16 protein-coding genes are annotated in these 16303 nt (G+C 61.4%); 5 read left to right on the top strand and 11 right to left on the bottom strand.

Annotated features, from left to right (window positions below; all coding sequences use genetic code 11):
• Nucleotides 1-123: 123 nt before the first annotated feature.
• The 4 genes from CIT26_RS12860 to CIT26_RS12840 all read right to left on the bottom strand — a co-directional run bounded on the left by CIT26_RS12860 (nt 124) and on the right by CIT26_RS12840 (nt 5978).
• Nucleotides 124-3291 carry an efflux RND transporter permease subunit gene (locus CIT26_RS12860; RefSeq protein WP_095492924.1) on the bottom strand — a complete coding sequence of 1056 codons (3168 nt, stop codon included), beginning with the start codon at nt 3289-3291 and terminating at the stop codon, nt 124-126.
• Nucleotides 3288-4739, bottom strand: coding sequence for an efflux RND transporter periplasmic adaptor subunit (locus CIT26_RS12855; RefSeq protein ID WP_095492923.1), 1452 nt, complete (start codon nt 4737-4739; stop codon nt 3288-3290). Before CIT26_RS12855 ends, CIT26_RS12860 begins: the two co-directional genes overlap by 4 nt.
• On the bottom strand, nt 4736-5143 hold the full coding sequence (locus CIT26_RS12850) for a FixH family protein (protein ID WP_095492922.1): 408 nt from the start codon (nt 5141-5143) through the stop codon (nt 4736-4738). Before CIT26_RS12850 ends, CIT26_RS12855 begins: the two co-directional genes overlap by 4 nt.
• A gap of 568 nt (nt 5144-5711) precedes the next feature.
• Complete coding sequence (locus tag CIT26_RS12840) at nt 5712-5978, bottom strand: BrnA antitoxin family protein (RefSeq protein WP_095492920.1); 267 nt, start codon at nt 5976-5978, stop codon at nt 5712-5714.
• A 138-nt stretch (nt 5979-6116) separates the two neighbouring features.
• Here CIT26_RS12840 and CIT26_RS12835 point away from each other — a divergent pair, with 138 nt between their 5' ends.
• Nucleotides 6117-6485: a hypothetical protein gene (locus CIT26_RS12835; protein ID WP_095492919.1), complete on the top strand. Its 369-nt coding sequence runs from the start codon at nt 6117-6119 to the stop codon at nt 6483-6485.
• 73 nt (nt 6486-6558) lie between these two features.
• On the opposite strand, the gene CIT26_RS12830 is transcribed toward CIT26_RS12835, so the two are convergent.
• From CIT26_RS12830 to CIT26_RS12815, 4 genes are read right to left on the bottom strand one after another with little or no spacing between them, the layout of a single operon-like run.
• The gene (locus tag CIT26_RS12830; RefSeq protein ID WP_095492918.1) at nt 6559-6846 is read right to left on the bottom strand and encodes a copper-binding protein; all 288 of its coding nucleotides are present in this window, start codon (nt 6844-6846) and stop codon (nt 6559-6561) included.
• Between the two features lie 26 nt (nt 6847-6872).
• Nucleotides 6873-7361 carry a cupredoxin domain-containing protein gene (locus tag CIT26_RS12825; protein ID WP_095492917.1) on the bottom strand — a complete coding sequence of 163 codons (489 nt, stop codon included), beginning with the start codon at nt 7359-7361 and terminating at the stop codon, nt 6873-6875.
• Between the two features lie 43 nt (nt 7362-7404).
• Nucleotides 7405-8763: a multicopper oxidase family protein gene (locus CIT26_RS12820; protein ID WP_095493066.1), complete on the bottom strand. Its 1359-nt coding sequence runs from the start codon at nt 8761-8763 to the stop codon at nt 7405-7407.
• 16 nt (nt 8764-8779) lie between these two features.
• Nucleotides 8780-10237: a TolC family protein gene (locus CIT26_RS12815; protein ID WP_095492916.1), complete on the bottom strand. Its 1458-nt coding sequence runs from the start codon at nt 10235-10237 to the stop codon at nt 8780-8782.
• A 156-nt stretch (nt 10238-10393) separates the two neighbouring features.
• On the opposite strand from CIT26_RS12815, the gene CIT26_RS36565 reads away from it, so the two are divergent.
• Nucleotides 10394-11098, top strand: coding sequence for a hypothetical protein (locus tag CIT26_RS36565; RefSeq protein WP_167391385.1), 705 nt, complete (start codon nt 10394-10396; stop codon nt 11096-11098).
• Here the strand turns inward: CIT26_RS36565 and CIT26_RS12800 are convergent.
• The 3 genes from CIT26_RS12800 to CIT26_RS38280 form a co-directional block, all read right to left on the bottom strand.
• The gene (locus CIT26_RS12800) at nt 11084-11521 is read right to left on the bottom strand and encodes a YqaA family protein (RefSeq protein WP_095492913.1); all 438 of its coding nucleotides are present in this window, start codon (nt 11519-11521) and stop codon (nt 11084-11086) included. The two genes, CIT26_RS36565 and CIT26_RS12800, sit on opposite strands and share 15 nt — an antisense overlap.
• A 26-nt stretch (nt 11522-11547) precedes the next feature.
• On the bottom strand, nt 11548-13554 hold the full coding sequence (locus CIT26_RS12795; RefSeq protein ID WP_095492912.1) for a multicopper oxidase domain-containing protein: 2007 nt from the start codon (nt 13552-13554) through the stop codon (nt 11548-11550).
• Nucleotides 13555-13644: 90 nt separating this feature from the next.
• Nucleotides 13645-13776 carry a hypothetical protein gene (locus CIT26_RS38280; protein WP_280951111.1) on the bottom strand — a complete coding sequence of 44 codons (132 nt, stop codon included), beginning with the start codon at nt 13774-13776 and terminating at the stop codon, nt 13645-13647.
• 118 nt (nt 13777-13894) lie between these two features.
• Between CIT26_RS38280 and CIT26_RS12790 the strand changes: the two genes are divergently transcribed.
• The 3 genes from CIT26_RS12790 to CIT26_RS12780 all read left to right on the top strand — a co-directional run bounded on the left by CIT26_RS12790 (nt 13895) and on the right by CIT26_RS12780 (nt 16303).
• The gene (locus CIT26_RS12790; protein ID WP_095492911.1) at nt 13895-14614 is read left to right on the top strand and encodes a FadR/GntR family transcriptional regulator; all 720 of its coding nucleotides are present in this window, start codon (nt 13895-13897) and stop codon (nt 14612-14614) included.
• A 61-nt stretch (nt 14615-14675) separates the two neighbouring features.
• Complete coding sequence (locus CIT26_RS12785) at nt 14676-15650, top strand: sialic acid TRAP transporter substrate-binding protein SiaP (protein ID WP_095492910.1); 975 nt, start codon at nt 14676-14678, stop codon at nt 15648-15650.
• An 80-nt stretch (nt 15651-15730) separates the two neighbouring features.
• Nucleotides 15731-16303 carry a TRAP transporter small permease gene (locus tag CIT26_RS12780; protein WP_095492909.1) on the top strand — a complete coding sequence of 191 codons (573 nt, stop codon included), beginning with the start codon at nt 15731-15733 and terminating at the stop codon, nt 16301-16303.

The following is a 16303-nucleotide window of genomic DNA, read 5'->3' as shown; positions in this document are numbered from 1 at the left end:
ATCTGAAAAACAGGAACTTGATCAAGGCGGCGATCGCGAGAACGACCAGAGCGAGGAGGATGAAGCCTGCTACGCCCATGCCCCACATGCCGCCTGACATCATCTGATGCATCATTTTGGAGCCTATTCCGCAGCCAACTTCAGCTGAGCGTCTGCGCTTGGCTCTTCGACTGCACTTCGCCTCGGCAACCGCCAGCCCTTGACGATCCCGTAGACGGCCGGGATCACCACGAGCGTCAGGATCGATGAAGAAATCATGCCGCCGATCATCGGCACGGCTATTCGCTGCATGACCTCCGATCCGGTTCCGGTGCTCCACAGGATGGGCAGCAAGCCCGCCATGATGGCGACGACCGTCATCATCTTCGGGCGTACGCGCTCGACGGCACCGAACATGATCGCCCCGTTGAGATCTGTCTTGGTCAAACTTCGCTTCTGGGCCGCACATCTGGCCCTCACTTCGCTCCACGCGTTGTCGAGATAGATAAGCATGATGACCCCGGTTTCGGCAGCCACGCCCGCGAGCGCAATGAAGCCCACCGCAACCGCGACCGACATATTGAAGCCCAGCCACCACATCATCCAGATGCCGCCGACGATAGCGAAGGGCAGCGACAGCATGACGATCAGCGTCTCGGTTAGCGCCCGGAAGTTGAGGTAGAGCAGCAGGAAGATGAGCGCGAGCGTTAGCGGCACGACGATCTTCAGCCGCGCCTGGGCACGTTCGAGATATTCGAACTGCCCGCTCCAGGCGACCGAATAGCCCGGCGGCAGCTTTATCTCGGCGGCAACCGCCTGTTGCGCCTCGCTGACATAGCCGCCGAGATCACGGCCGGCGATGTCAACGAAGATATAGACGGCAAGTTGTCCGTTCTCGGTGCGGATCGAGGTCGCGCCGCGCGTGAGTTCGACCTTGGCAACCTCGCCGAGCGGCACAGAGCCACCGCCGGGCAGCGCAATCTGCACGTCCCTAGCGATCGCGCCAGGATCGCTTCTGAGGGCGCGTGGATAGCGGATCGCAACGCCATACCGTTCACGGCCCTCGACAGTGGACGTAATGACCTTTGCGCCGAGCGCCACGGCGATCACGTCCTGGACGTCGCCAACCGACAGGCCGTAGCGACCCAAGGCGGTCCGATTAGGCAGGATGTCAAGATAGTAGCCGCCAATCACCCGCTCGGCATAGGCGCTCGACGTGCCAGGCACGGCCCGCAGCACCGCCTCGATCTGGCGCGCGACATTTTCCATTTCGCCGAGATCAGACCCGTAGACCTTGACGCCTACCGGAGTTCGTATGCCCGTCGACAGCATGTCGATGCGGGCGCGGATCGGCATAGTCCACGCGTTCGAGACGCCCGGGAACTGCAGCGCGGCATCCATTTCCGTCTTCAGGCTCTCGGACGTAACGCCTGCCCGCCATTCTAATTTCGGCTTGAGATTGATGATCGTTTCGAACATCTCGGTCGGCGCGGGGTCGGTCGCGGTCTGCGCCCGGCCCGCTTTGCCGAAGACAGATTCTACCTCAGGGAATGACTTGATGATCCGGTCCTGCATCTGCATCAGTTCGGCGGCTTTCGTGACGGACAGGCCTGGTAGCGTGGTCGGCATGTACATCAGCGTTCCTTCGTCGAGGTTCGGCATGAACTCGCTGCCGAGCTGGCGCGCGGGCCAGACGGTCACTGCAAGGGCGGCAATCGCGAGCAGGATAGTGAAGGTCTTCGCCTTCAACACCCCTGCAATGATCGGTCGATAGAGACCGATCAGCAGCCTGTTGAGCGGGTTGCGACGTTCGGGGATGATCCGGCCGCGGACAAAGACCACCATCAGAGCGGGCACGAGCGTGACCGAAAGCAGCGCCGCCGCAGCCATCGCGAAAGTCTTCGTGAACGCCAGCGGCCCGAACAGCCGGCCTTCCTGGCTTTCAAGCGTGAAGATCGGCAGGAACGAGACGGTGATGATCAGCAGGCTGAAGAACAGCGCCGGCCCGACTTCGGCTGCGGCATTGACCAGCACCTCGATGCGGGGCTTGCCCGGTGGCGCGCGTTCGAGGTGCTTGTGGGCGTTCTCGATCATCACGATCGCCGCGTCGATCATCGCGCCGATGGCGATGGCAATGCCACCGAGGCTCATGATGTTCGAACCGAGGCCGAGCAGCTTCATCCCCGTGAAGGCCATCAGGATGCCGACCGGCAGCATGATGATCGCCACCAGCGCGCTTCTGACGTGAAGCAAGAAGACGATGGTGACGAGAGCGACCACGATGCTCTCCTCCACCAGCGTCGACCTCAGCGTCTCGATCGCAGAGTTGATGAGTTCCGACCTGTCGTAGACGGGGACGATCTTGGCATTGCCTGGCAGGCTCTTTTCGATCTCGGCGAGGCTCTCCTTGGCATTTTCGATGACGGTCAGAGCATTCGCGCCGACCCGTTGCAGCACGATGCCGCTTGCAACCTCGCCCTCTCCGTTGAGTTCGGCAATGCCTCGGCGTTCGTCTGGCACGATCTCGACCTTGGCCACGTCGCCGAGCCGGAGCGGCACGCCGCCCACGGTCTTGAGCACGATGCTCTCTATGTCGACCACGTTCTTCAGATAGCCGCGCCCGCGCACCATGAACTCGAACTCGGAGATCTCGACCGTGCGCCCGCCGGTATCCATGTTGCTGGTGCGGACCGCTTCTCCGACTTCCGCGAGCGTTACGCCTTGAGCGCGCATCCGCACCGGATCGACGACGATCGAATACTGCTTGACGAAGCCTCCGACGCTCGCGACCTCCGAAACGCCTTCGGCTTTCGAGGCCGCAAAACGCACGACCCAGTCCTGAAGGGATCGGAGTTCGGCGAGGGACAGTTCCTTGGCGACGACGGCATACTGATAGACCCAGCCGACGCCTGTCGCGTCGGGTCCGAGCGTTGGGGCGACGCCGTCTGGTAACCGGCCGGCGGCCGCGTTCAGGTATTCGAGCACGCGGCTTCGCGCCCAGTAGAGATCGGTGCCGTCTTCGAAAATCACATAGACGAAGGACACTCCGAAGAACGAGAAACCGCGGACCACCTTCGAGCGCGGCACGGTCAGCATCGAAGTCGTCAGTGGATAAGTGACCTGGTCCTCGACAACTTGCGGAGCCTGGCCCGGATAGTCTGTGAAGACGATAACTTGCACGTCCGACAGGTCGGGTATGGCGTCAAGCGGCAAGATCTTGACGGCATAGACGCCTGCCCCGACCACGAGCGCGCTGGCGAAGAAGACAAGAACCAGGTTGCGCGTCGACCAGGCAATGAGGTTGGCGATCATGGCTGCGCCTCCGCAGGCGTCAGCGCGCTGAGTGCCGCCTTGAGGTTGCTTTCGGCATCGATCAGGAAGTTCGCCGATACGACGACCTTTTCGCCTTCGGTAATGCCCTGCGTGATCTCGGCCATGCCCTCGCCCCGCATGCCGACCTTCACGTCGCGTGGCTCGAAGCTGCCTTCGCCCTTGTCGACGATGACGACCTGTCGATTTCCCGTGTCGATGACTGCGCTGTCGGGCACGGTTACGGCAGGATCGTTGCCGCCCGTCGCGATCTCCACATCGGCATACATGTTGGCAAGCAACAGCCCGTTGGGATTGGCGAGTTCGATGCGAATCCTCGCGGTCCGCGTCTGGCCCTGGATTTCGGGATAGATCAGGCCAACCCTGCCCTCGAATACCTTGCCCGACAAGCTGCGGATGCGCACAGCCGCCTTGTCGCCGACGCGAACAGAGCTCAGCTCGTATTCCGGCACGTCAGCCATCACCCAGACGGTCGAGGCGTCGGCGATCCGAAACAGCGTTTCCCCAGCTTCGGCCATCATGCCGTCAACAGCTCTGCGTTCCAACACAACGCCGTTGCGTGGCGCCACAAGCGTTACCGAGATCGGCACCTTTCGGGTTTTCTCTATTTCGGCGATTGCTTCGATCGGGACGCCGAGATTCGTCAACCGCTGCAGGCTGCCGCTGGCGGCTGCCTTGCTCGAGCCGTTCTTTAGATCGGCGGCGTAGAGCGCGCCCGCGGCAGCTATTTCCTCGGCATAGAAACTGACGAGGGGTCGCCCTTTTTCGATTGTTTCTCCCGTAGTGATGTCGGCCACTTCTTCGAGGAACGCCTCGGTGCGAATCGAGACGACACTTACACGGCGCTCATCGAACGTGACGGTGCCGGGAATGCGGACCGGCCGTACGATTGCGCCTCTGGTGGCGGGCACCGTCTTCACGCCCGTTCGCTGCAGTTTTCCGGTCGATAGCTTGACGGTCGCGCCGTCTTCCGTCTCGCCTTCGTAGACGGGGATGTAGGCCATCCCCATAGAATCCTTCTTTGGCGTCGGCGATGTGTCCGACAGGCCCATCGGATTGCGGTAATAGAGGATTTTCCGCTCGCCCGGCGCCGTCGCTTCGGCCCCCTTCGCCTCGTCCTTGAGACGAGCCTCGAAGCTCACGTCTTCGCTCGCCAGCACTGCTACGAAATCCCGGCCATCCGGGGTTTGCTTCGGTGTCGACGAATAGGCTGGATCGCCGTCAGGATGACGATAGTAGATGACTGGGCCGGAGGCAGGCGAGCCGACGGCCGTAGGGGTCTGTTCCGCCCCGAGCACGCCCCCGATATTGGCGCTGATCATTTGCACCACCGCCGGGACGGACAGATCGTGCTGGCCCGCCCAGTATCCGCCCGCGCCCGCGCCCGCCGCCAATGCGGCAAGCGCCACGAATGAGCTGAGCCTGCTCATTGGGTAGCCTTGAATTCCAAACGGCTCTCGACCGTTTCGGCCTCGCCCTGGATTTTCGCGGCGATCGAAAGGCGCCAGCCTCCCGCCATGATGAGGTTGGTCTTGAACCGATAGATGCCGGGCTCGTCGGACGGCAACACCTCGACGGGCGCGGTCATTGCCTCCATACCGTCCGGTGCCATGTCGATGCGCTGGGTAAAGATCACCGCATCGGGCACCACCTTGCCGGACCGTTTGTCGACGAGACGGACGGCGACAATCGCAGCATCGCCCGTCTTGATCGCGCTTTGAACGAGCTGAAACTCGTAATCGTCGATCCCAGCCCACGCCTTCGAATTGGCACCGCCGAGAGCAAGACCGATCAGCGCCGCGGCCGCGACGTGCTTCGCATTGCAAAAATTCATTGTCAGATTTTCCCAAGTTCGTCATTTCGGCCGCACGGAATGCACGGCAAGTTCGTGGCCAGGCTCATGCCAAAGCCACGGGGCACTCGCCACGGGCTGTCAGCCACGCGGCGGCAAACGGCCCCGATGGAGCCGCCGATGAACTTAGGTTCGTGGGGGTCTTGGGGGCGGCGGAGAAGTCGGGAGATCGCGCCCGTCTCTGTTGCAAGGCGCGAGCCGGTCAGCCTGAGATAACCGGGTCAGCATGATTGCTGCGGTCGTCGAAGCGCTCGGAAAGCACTTGGCGACGCACAAGGCCATGAGGGGACAGGATTTCTGGCAATCAGGTGCCGGCTGACTCTCGTCGGGACAGTTGGGCATGCCGTCCGGCATGGATGCCATATCCGCCATCGCCGCCGCGGGATCGACAACCATCGTCAGCGCAGCGGACGGTGCTACCATTGGCGCGGTGAGAAGGCTCACGACGGCCAGAATCGAAAGCAGACGCGGGAATACGATCCAGATCTTCACAGGCTTCCATGGCATATACTGCATCCCAAGAAAAGATCGCTAGGCGCTCACATTTCCGTCAGGTGATGTCGTCTGAACGGTCGTCCTCGGCGGCGATCCGCTTCTCGACCATGGCCCGCAAAGCGTCGTTAATACGGTCCTGCCAGCCCGGTCCATCCCCCTGGAAATAATCCAAGACAGCCCGATCAATCCTGATTGAAACAAGCTCTCTGACATTTGGAGCAGCAGCAGATTCGCGAACCGGTGCGGCCGGCTTCTTGACTGGCTTGAAGGCGGCTTCGGCGGCAGCCATTGGATTTGTCGGTCGGCGCGGAGGATTTGCCATTGATGGTCCTGACTGGAGATAACGGATGGGAGGAGAAACGCAATACGCATCTGAATGCCTCGGCCCACTGCCTGGAACAGTGATTCGAATGTTGACACGAGAGGTGATAGTCTCGCCTTGGATCCTCGGGAGGAGGAAATGCGCGCCATTGCATTATTTGCCGGCGTGTTGGTGGCTACGCCCTCGATGGCGGCGGAGCAACTGGTCTTTTACACCGCCAATTTTCCAGATGCCACCTCGGTCCAGCTCAGCGTCATGGACAACAGTGTCTCGCTATATGGGGATTACGACTTTGACGTCGCTATTGGCCTCGTCCAGACGGGCGCGAACGGCGTCATCAGGTACGAAGATACCGGCAGGCATCATGCACGCGTTCGCTGTAATTATCCGGCATATGTGAGCGTGGGTGCGCGAAAATACGCTATAGAGATGCCTCTGAGCCGCTCTGCACATGACGACTGGAAAGAAAAACTCTGGACGATTTTCTGCGCGGCCCCTTCATCCTGACTTCCGTACTCATGGCATTCTCGATAGGACAGCGCCGCGCATTGATTTTTCCAACCCGCGGCGCTGGTCCGGATCACTTGATACCGGTGATCGTGATGCGTCCGTTGACGCGGTCGGCTGTGAACTCGATCGCCTGACCGGTTTTGACTTTATCGAGCATGCCCTGCTCCGCAACGACGAACACCATCGTCATCGCGGGCATGTCGAGATTGGTCAACGGCTCATGCTTGATCGTCAGCTTCTTCTGTTTGGCGTCGACCTTGATGACTTCGCCCTTCACGTATTCCTGTGCAAGCGCGCTCCCGCCGATGGCGAGCATGAGCGCGAGTGTCGAGAGTGTCTTTTTTACCAATAGTGTCATGGTTTGCTTCCTTTGCGGTTTGTCGGTCAGTTGGAGACGGTGATGTCGCCCTTCATGCCGGAATCGTAGTGACCCGGAACCAGGCAGGCGAAGCCGAATTCGCCGGCATTGGCGAACGTCCAGATGATCTCGCCTCTGGCGCCGGGCGCCAGCCGGATCGCGTTGGGATCGGCGTGCTCCATCTCGGGAAACTTCTCCATCAGCGCCTTGTGCTCCATGATCCCCTCATGGACGTCCATGACGAATTCGTGGTCGACTTGGCCCTTGTTGACGAATTTCAGGCGAACGGTCTCGCCCTTCTTCACCTTGAGCACGGCCGGTTGGAACGACATCGTCCCGTCGTCCTTCTCCGACATCGAGATGTTGACAGTCCGCTTTGCCTTGCCAGCCTCACCAGGGCTGCCGATCGGCATCGTGGCGGCTTTGTCGCCATGGCCTCCGGCATGGGTTCCACCGGCAAAAGCTGCTCCCGAACTGACCGCCATCAAAACGGCCGCTGCGATTATACGTTTCATGCTGCACTTTCTCTCATCGTTGAGGTTGAGGGGTTTCGGTTTCTCATCCCTGTTTGCCGTGACCGCCGTGCGCTGCCGGGGCCATCGTTTTTGCGTCGCCTGATTTCGTCGGAGCGGGGACATCCCCCTTCCACTCGTAAGCCACGGTTCCCTCCGGATGCTGGTACCATCCCGGATCGGCGTAATCGTTCGAGGCCAGGCCCTCGCGAACCTTCACGACCGAGAACATGCCGCCCATCTCGATGGCGCCGAATTGGCCCCAGCCGGTCATCATCGGGATCGTATTGTCGGGAAGTGGCATCTCCATCTCGCCCATGTCGGCCATGCCGCGGTCACCCATGGCCATGTACTCGGGCTGGACCCGGCGAATCTTCTCGGTGACCTTCGAGTTGTCGACGCCGATGAACGTGGGCACGTCGTGGCCCATGGCGTTCATTGTGTGGTGTGACTTATGGCAATGGATCGCCCAGTCGCCCTCGTATTTGGCTTCGAACTCATATGCCCGCATGGCGCCGACGGGGATGTCGATCGACACCTCCGGCCATCGCGCCTCCGGCCGCACCCAGCCACCATCGGTGCAGGTTACCTCGAAATCGTAGCCATGCATGTGGATCGGATGATTGGTCATGGTCAGGTTGCCCACGCGCACCCTGACCCGGTCGTTTTTCGCCACTGGAAGATGACTGATCCCCGGAAAGACGCGGCTGTTCCAGCCCCAAAGATTGAAATCCGTCATCTCCATGATGCGCGGGACGTACGACCCCGGTTCGATGTCGAAGGCGTTCAGCAGGAACACGAAATCGCGGTCCACTCGCATGAATTTCGGGTCTTTGGGATGAATGACGAAGAAGCCCATCATGCCCATCGCCATCTGGACCATTTCGTCGGCGTGCGGGTGGTACATGAATGTGCCGCTCTTCACGAGGTCGAACTCGTAGACGAAGGTCTTGCCGGGCGGGATTCCGGGCTGAGTAAGACCGGTCACGCCGTCCATGCCGTTGGGCAGGATCATGCCGTGCCAGTGGATCGTCGTATGCTCCGGCAGCTTGTTGGTTACGAAGATGCGGACTCGATCGCCCTCGACCGCCTCTATGGTCGGGCCGGGAGATTGACCGTTGTAGCCCCAGAGATAGGCAGTCATGCCGGGCGACATCTCGCGCTCGACCGGCTCGGCCACGAGATGGAACTCCTTCACGCCGTTGTTCATGCGATGCGGAAGGGTCCAGCCGTTGAGCGTCACGATCGGCTGGTAGTCCGGTCCGCTCGTCGGGAAGATCGGAGGCTGCATGTCGGGGGATTCCATGATTGGGGCGTCGGGCAGCCCCATCGCCGACGTTTTGGTCCATGCAGTGGCGCCGGCGAGCAGGGCTCCCGCGCCTAGCAATTGACGTCTTGAAAGCATTTTCTTCTCCTTGAGTTCAGTGGCCTTCGGCGCCCGCTTCGGCCGCGGCCGGTGCGTCGCCGCCCCCGGACGAGCTTGCGCCGCCACCGTGGATGGCGGTTCCGAGGTTGACGTCGGCCAGCCAGAAATTGCGCTTGGCGTTGAGGGAAAGTATGATCGAGCTGATTTTCGCGCGTGTGTCCGCCAGCAGCTCGAACGTGTTGGTGATCATGCCGTTGTAGGTGAGGACCGACTCCGCCTCGATCTTTGTTCGCAGCGGCACAACATTGTTCCGATAGTGCCGGGCAATGTCGTAGGTCGAACGGTAGGCATCATAGGCAGACCTGGCCTCAGACCGGATGTTGACCGCCTTTTCCGCGAACCGGTTTGCAGCTTGCATGTAGGCAAGCTCGGCCTTGCGCATGCGTGCCTTGCCGGTATCGAAAATCGGAATGATTAACTCAAGCTCAAGGGTGGGTGAGACACTCGTCTCCGTTCCGCCCTCCTCCGACTCCTCGCGTTCCACCTCGACGCCGGAAAGTAGTTCCAGATCGCTGACGTAACGCGTCGCCTCGGTGAGACCGTAGGATTTCGCCAGCGCTTCCAACTCGAGTTTCGCGATCTCGAGGTCGACGCGATTTCTTAGCGCCTCCACCTCGATTGCGCGTTTGGCTTTGGCGCCTTTGGGCAAGGCTGGAAGCATGTTGGGGACTGAGTAATCGACGTCCGGCCCCCATAGACCCATCAGCCGGGTGAGCTTTTCCTTGGCAGTCCGGGCGGCGAGCCGCGCCTCCGCCGCCTGACCGGCGATCTCGGCATAGAAGACGTGTTCGCGGGCTTGGCCGGTCTTTGTGAAGGCGCCCGTCTCCCCAAGTTTTTGAGCGAGTTCGGAGGCAGCGGCGGCGGCGGCTTGCGCCTTGTTCAGATAGGAAAGGCTCTCCCAGGCCGAGACGGCATTGATCCAGGCCCGCCGCGTGTCCGCGGCCAGTCGTAGCGTTTCTTCGGCGGCGCGCAGCTGGGCCTGACGGAAACGTGCATCCGCGACTGCGACGCGTCGCTTGTGGGTCGCCAGCGCAAGGATGTTGCTGACCACCGCCCCTTCAATCGTCCGCACGGGATCGACACCGATCATGCCGACAGAGATCGTCGGATTGACGAGCATCGTTTCCTGCCACATGTCGGCCGCCGACAAGCCGATCTCGGCGTAGGCGGCCTGCAGGCCCTTGTTGTTGAGCAAGGCGACCTGCACTGCGGTGTCCGGGCCGATCGTCTTCTTCTGGACGAGGCTCTTCACGCGCTCTGAAACCGTCCGCGCTTCATCGGCGGATTGCACCCATACGGTTTTCTTGCCGGTCACGGATTCGGCACGCGCCGCGACTGTCGTGAAGCCGGCCATGGGGGCTGAGATGCCATCAAGTGTCCCACTGGTCGTGCATCCGGCAGCGATCAGCGGGATGGTTATCACCGCAGCTATCGTCAGGGGCCGGCGTCTCACGATCCGGCTCCCGGCTTCGCAGAGGAGCGTTCTTCATTGAGACGCCGCCAATTCCGCGGATCGACGGGCTCCCGGTGGCGATAGTCGACGACGGCCGGGTGGTAGTGCACATCACGGACGCCCATTGCGGGATCGGCCGGATTGAAGGCGGGAAGGATGTTCGGCGGCGTGGTTGCCGCACATCCAGCAACTAACAGCGATGCGAGCATCGCGGAGCTTGCGATTTTCATTGTAGACCTGAAGCTTGACGTATGCGTTTGGCCGCGCGGAAACGGATTCCCGACGCTGCGCGCGAACGCCCCGAAAGGCGCGTCAGTTCAGATGTTTGGGAGGCCTTATGAGCGCTGTGTATTCGCCAAGCGGCAACGTGACAGCAACGACGGGCGCAAAGCAGCGGGAGACAACATGCTCCAAGTCAGGGCAGTCGACCGGCACCGCATTTGCCGGCGCGCAATGGACTTCACAGCTCTTGTCAGAGGATTGCTTGGCGCCGTGATGATGCTCCGACGTGTCCGTGTCGTTCGCCGCCGTGGCGCCGTGATCGCCCATATCATGTGCGGGTGTTTCGGCCTGCAGATCCACCCCGGCCTGGAGATCCGCCCCGGCGTGAAAACCCGTGGCGTTGGCTGTGGCAAACAGACCAGGCTGAAGAGCCGACATGACCAGGAACGCGACCGCCAGCATTGCACGGAGCGGTATGTTTTCCAGGATCGTAATTCGACCAAGAGTCCTCATCGCACCCTTCCGACAATTGTTCGTCTGATTTGTCAAGCTCGCCGCGGTCACTTTGTTGCAGTGCAACCAAAAGTGAACGCAACTGCCTGCTGCGATGTCCGCGATTCGGTTTTAAGTCAGGCTTAGCACCGCCCCGGCGACGACCAGATAACGCGAAACCTTCGCGACGGCGACGATTGCGACAAAGCTCCATAGCGGCTCGCGCAAAACCCCGGCGACCACGGTTAGCGGATCGCCGATGATCGGCATCCAGCTTAACAGGAGCGACCATCTTCCATAACGGCGATACCAGTTCGTGGCGCGGTTGAGCCTCGCTGGACGCAGCGGAAACCAGGGCCTGTCCCGGAAGCGTTCGATCCCTCGACCAAGCCCCCAGTTCACCGCCGAGCCCAGGATGTTGCCTATGCTGGCGACGAGAACCAGCATTGCGGGTGAGAAGGAACCCGTAGCGAGGAGCCCTGCAAGGGCGGCCTCCGACTGCGCCGGAAGGATGGTGGCCGCGGCGAAGGCAAGAGCAAACAGGCCGCCGTAGATGGCAAAGATATCCATCTACGTTTCGCCTTGCGGAGCGGGCTTCAGGGTTGCACATCGATCACGACCGTCAGTCCGCCACCGCCCTTCTCTTCGACATTGTTGTTGGTCGTATGATGCCCGATGTGGCAGTGGATCAGCCATTTTCCGGGGCGACGTGCCTGCCAGACGACATCGTAGCGTTGCCCTGGTCCGACGTTCACTGTGTCGGCAAGGAAACGCGCCGACTCCGGGATAGTCTCGCCGTCCCGGGCGACAACTTCGAATGGACCGCCATGGATGTGCATCGGGTGGATAAACCCGTTATTGGTGCCGATGAAGCGCACTTTCAGAGTTTCGCCGACCTTCATCCTGATCGTGTCCGTCGAAGGATAGGCGCGGCCGTTGATGGTGAAATAATTCGGCTGCCCGCCGTCCATCGGCATCGACGGAAAAGTCAGGCCCTCCCGCATCAGCCATTCCTGAAGCTGAATAACATAGTCGTGGTCTGCCGCAATCTCGTCCTGGGGATTGGCGGGATCGATGATGAGTGCGCCGTAGAGTCCGAGCGCCTGCTGGCGATCGACATGGTCATGCGAGTGATAGAAGTAGGTCCCCGATTGGCCCGCCGTGAATTCATATACGTAGCTGCCGCCAGGCGGGATGGGCTCCTGCGTGATCTCGGCCGGGCCATCCATTTCGTTCGGCAGGATCAACCCGTGCCAGTGCAGGGTCGTGCTCTCCGGCAGGCGGTTCGTGACGTTGATGCGCACCCGGTCGCCTTGCCGGATATGCAGCCGCGGGCCCGGAACCTGACCGTTGATCGCATAGGCGTCGACTTTCACATCCGGCAGGATCGCCCAGCGGATGACCGAGGTTTCCAAATCGAACACCTTCACCCCGTTCTCCATCCTGGCTTGCAGTTCCCGGTCGCCGCGAACCTCCAAGCCATGGCTGGCCGTGATCAGGCGAGGATGCACGGCGGCCATGTCCAGCATCGCTGCAGCCGGCGTGTCGCGGTCCATGATCATGCCGGGCGGCATGATGGCGCCGCCGACGTCTCGCGCGCTGAGGGTGAGGTTCACCCAATTGGCCGGAGCGATCATGCCGAGCGCCAGCGCAAGCACGGACACGCCGCCGAAGGCCGCGAGTTGCGGGACAGTTGCGTCCGGCTCCATCCCGTGACCGCCATGCGGACCACGCGACCCGCCTCCCCCATTGCCGTGGGAAGAGCCATGGCCGGATCCATAATGGCCGCCGGCACCGGGGTTACCGCCTGGGCCGCCATGGCCGGGGTTGGCGTGCTCGTCGAGGCGCGCGTGAGCGTGACGGTGCCTCGCTACCCCGGCTTCCGCGCCGCCATGCGCGTGCTCGCGCCTGCCTTCCCTCGCCTTATCGAACTCCGGTTCGCGTTCGGTCATCAGCCCGTGCTTCAGGCCACGGACCACCATCCACACGTTGGCAGGATATGCAGTGATGAAGCCAACGATCACGCCGAACGACATCACGCCCCAGAACAGGAGCTCGGTCGGTTCCATGGCCCGCATGTCGCTGCCCATCATCAGGAAACTCATGACCGGAGCCATGCCCGCCATCATGAAATTCATGCTGATGAATTCCGGCATGAAGCTCTTGCGGACGTTCTCCCAATAGGTGCCGCCCATCATCGATTTCATGAACAGCGACTGAAAGATGAACAGGCCGAAGGCGAATCCGGCAACGTACTCCACGATGAGATCGATCCACATCGGCAGCCCAAGCGCGGCGGTGATTGCGGCCGCGAGGATGATGCCGGTGGCGTCTCCGGCGACGCAGTGGATCGTCGAGCCGACGCCTTGCTTCCAGAGCGGCTTCGTGAACGCCTCGTGTTCGCCCGGTCGCGGCTCCTTGTCGGCCAGCACGTAAATCAACAGCCCCAGCGGTCCCATATAGAGCGTGACCAGGATGAAGCCCCATTTCATCACCACGGGTTCGGGATTGTTGCGGAACTGATCCCACGCCACGTAAGCCGTACTGAGGGCCGCTAGAACGAACCAGACTGCAAGAAAGTAGTCGACGGGCTGTACGAACACTGCAGAACTCCTGTCGGTTTTCTCTCCACTGACCTAGAGCGACGGACTTTTCGGCCGCCTCCTTGAACGCGCCACGTCATAGGCCACTCCCTAGAAACTCCCGGAGATGGCGTTGGCGGCGAAACCACGCGATAAGCCTTCCCGTTGCTGGAAGGTCAAGAGTTGCCGTCCAGCCATGGCCGATCCGTCGTTTCCAAGAAAGTCACTGAGAATGAGTTCCATGGGCGTTCTCTGCTGCTTGACTCTCCGATTTTTTCGCGGCACTTTCGATCAATAGGTCAGACCAATTTACCGATCCGGGATCAGCCGGATGATTCTGTTGAAGTAGAACTGGGTGACAATGCCGATCCAGGCCGTTGAACCGCGTCGACTTTACCGACAGATCGCCGATCAGCTCAGGCAGCTGATCGACGCGGGCGAGTTCGCAGTCGGCGATCGCCTGCCAACCGAGCGCGAACTGGCCGATCAGCTTGGCATCTCCCGTCCGACCGTCCGTGAAGCGCTGATTGCGCTCGAGGTCGAGGGGCGCATACGCATCCGCGTCGGCTCCGGCATCTACGTCACCGACCGGCCGCGTGCTGACGTTTTGACGGCAGAGATGGATGAAGGCCCGTTCGAGCTGTTGCGGGCACGCGAGTTCATCGAAGGGGCGATCGCCGCCGAAGCCGCCCTCCATGTTCGGCCGATCGACATCGAACATATGGACGACGTGCTGCGCCGGATGGAGGACATACCTCACCCGACCAAGACGACGATCGCGCTCGACCGCGAGTTCCATACGATGGTGGCGGGTATTCTCGGAAACGCCGTCCTTGTGCGCTGCATCGGCGAGCTTTTCGACCAGCGCATGAACCCATATTTCGAACGCCTGTCGAGCTATTTCGAGAACAGGGAATCCTGGCGGGCCGCCGCGGAGGAGCATCGCGCGGTGCGCGACGCGATCGCGGCGCGCGAGCCCGAACGGGCCAAGGCCGCCATGCAGGAACATCTGCGTCAGTCGCAATTGAGATTCTCACGCAATTTCGGTGAGAAATCCGCGGCCAGGGAGGTCGCGGAATAGGAGTCAGCCGACCGGGAGGATCCTGTCGGAACAGTCAATTTCAATCACAGGGAGGAATATGATGTTGAGAAAATACGCCGTTCTGCTCGGCACGATCGCCGCAATCGCTCTGCCCATGGCTTCGGCCTCTGCACAAACCGCGCTGAAATGGGCTCACGTCTACGAAACGTCCGAACCCTTCCACACCGAGTCGGTGTGGGCGGCGGAAGAGATCAAGAAGCGCACCGACGGCCGCTATACGATCGACGTCTTCCCGGCCTCGCAGCTCGGCAAGGAAGCCGACATCAACCAGGGGCTGACCCTCGGCACGGTTGATATCATCATCTCCGGATCGAGCTTCGCCGCCCGCGAATTCCCGCCGATCGGCGTGACCTACTTCCCGTTCACTTTCCGCGACGCCGATCATCTGCTCGCTTACACCAAGAGCGACAAATACAAGGAGTTGACCGGCGGCTACGAAGAGGCGTCCGGCCATCACATCACGGCGACCACCTACTACGGCACCCGTCACACGACCTCCAATCGGCCGATCGAGAAATGCGCCGACATGCAGGGCCTGAAGATCCGCGTGCCCGATGTGCCGGCCTACCTCGCCATGCCGCGCGCCTGCGGTGCCAACACCGCGCCGATCGCCTTCGCCGAGGTCTATCTCGCCTTGCAGCAGGGCACGGTGGAAGCGCAGGAAAACCCGCTGACGACGATCGACGCCAAGAAGTTCTACGAAGTGCAAAAGCACATCGTCCTGACTGGGCACATCGTCGATCATCTCAATACGATCGTGTCGCAATCGCGCTGGTCGCAACTGTCGGACGAGGACAAGGCGATTTTTACCGAGGTGATGCAGGAAGCCGCCGCGCGAGCGACAAAGATCATCGTCGATCGCGAGAAAGCCTTGGTTGAAACCTTCAAGGAGCGCGGTCTCACCGTCACCGAAGTCGATCGCGCCGATTTCGAAAAGAACGTGATGGAGAAGGTGACGTTCGAGGAGTTCGGCTACCGCAAGGAGGATTGGGAGGCGATCCGCGCCGTCAAGTAACCCGCATCAATCCGGGCCCGGCGCGACAGGCGCGTCGGGTCTGTTGAGCCCGCTGTCCCAACGGTTTCCGGAGCTTGCCGATGACCCAAGAGGTCCACACCCAGGTTACCCCCGAAGAACTGGCGCATGCCTTCGAGGAAGAAACCGCACCCGTCGATCTGTCGCGATACGCGGTGGAGGACTGGGTCACGCTGGCCGTGTTCTGGGGCATGTCGCTCTGCGTGTTCCTGCAGTTCTTCACCCGCTACGTCATGAACAACAGTTTTGCCTGGACCGAGGAGATCGCCATCAACTGCCTCGTCGTCGTGGTCTTCCTGGGCTCGGTCATGTGCACGCGCACCACGCGCCACATCCACGTCGACGTGCTCTATCACTATCTCCCCGCTGGGGTGGGGCGCTACCTGGCGCTCGCGGTCAATCTGATTACCATTTGCTTCTTCGCCTATATGTCCTGGCTCCTCTGGCGCTATGTCGGGATCGTCCACCGCGAGCGGATGGTCACCATCAACCTGCCGCGCAACGTCGTCTTCTACGCCGTCTTCGCCGGTTTCGTGCTGATGATGCTGCGCGCCATCCAGGTATTCATCGGCAACATCCGCCGTGGCTACTCGGCGCTGGAGCGCCCCGCCGCGTTCGACGGACTGGGGGAATAG

The organism is Mesorhizobium temperatum, assembly GCF_002284575.1.
GTDB lineage: Bacteria > Pseudomonadota > Alphaproteobacteria > Rhizobiales > Rhizobiaceae > Mesorhizobium > Mesorhizobium temperatum.
This window is presented reverse-complemented; position numbering and strand designations above follow the sequence as displayed.

Bases quoted from the DNA above. Each gene is read 5' to 3' on its own strand.
- CIT26_RS12860 (WP_095492924.1), bottom strand. From the start codon at position 3,291: ATGATCGCCAACCTCATTGCCTGGTCGACGCGCAACCTGGTTCTTGTC.
- CIT26_RS12855 (WP_095492923.1), bottom strand. From the start codon at position 4,739: ATGAGCAGGCTCAGCTCATTCGTGGCGCTTGCCGCATTGGCGGCGGGC.
- CIT26_RS12850 (WP_095492922.1), bottom strand. From the start codon at position 5,143: ATGAATTTTTGCAATGCGAAGCACGTCGCGGCCGCGGCGCTGATCGGT.
- CIT26_RS12840 (WP_095492920.1), bottom strand. From the start codon at position 5,978: ATGGCAAATCCTCCGCGCCGACCGACAAATCCAATGGCTGCCGCCGAA.
- CIT26_RS12835 (WP_095492919.1), top strand. From the start codon at position 6,117: ATGCGCGCCATTGCATTATTTGCCGGCGTGTTGGTGGCTACGCCCTCG.
- CIT26_RS12830 (WP_095492918.1), bottom strand. From the start codon at position 6,846: ATGACACTATTGGTAAAAAAGACACTCTCGACACTCGCGCTCATGCTC.
- CIT26_RS12825 (WP_095492917.1), bottom strand. From the start codon at position 7,361: ATGAAACGTATAATCGCAGCGGCCGTTTTGATGGCGGTCAGTTCGGGA.
- CIT26_RS12820 (WP_095493066.1), bottom strand. From the start codon at position 8,763: ATGCTTTCAAGACGTCAATTGCTAGGCGCGGGAGCCCTGCTCGCCGGC.
- CIT26_RS36565 (WP_167391385.1), top strand. From the start codon at position 10,394: ATGTTCGGCGGCGTGGTTGCCGCACATCCAGCAACTAACAGCGATGCG.
- CIT26_RS12800 (WP_095492913.1), bottom strand. From the start codon at position 11,521: ATGGATATCTTTGCCATCTACGGCGGCCTGTTTGCTCTTGCCTTCGCC.
- CIT26_RS38280 (WP_280951111.1), bottom strand. From the start codon at position 13,776: ATGGAACTCATTCTCAGTGACTTTCTTGGAAACGACGGATCGGCCATG.
- CIT26_RS12790 (WP_095492911.1), top strand. From the start codon at position 13,895: ATGCCGATCCAGGCCGTTGAACCGCGTCGACTTTACCGACAGATCGCC.
- CIT26_RS12785 (WP_095492910.1), top strand. From the start codon at position 14,676: ATGTTGAGAAAATACGCCGTTCTGCTCGGCACGATCGCCGCAATCGCT.
- CIT26_RS12780 (WP_095492909.1), top strand. From the start codon at position 15,731: ATGACCCAAGAGGTCCACACCCAGGTTACCCCCGAAGAACTGGCGCAT.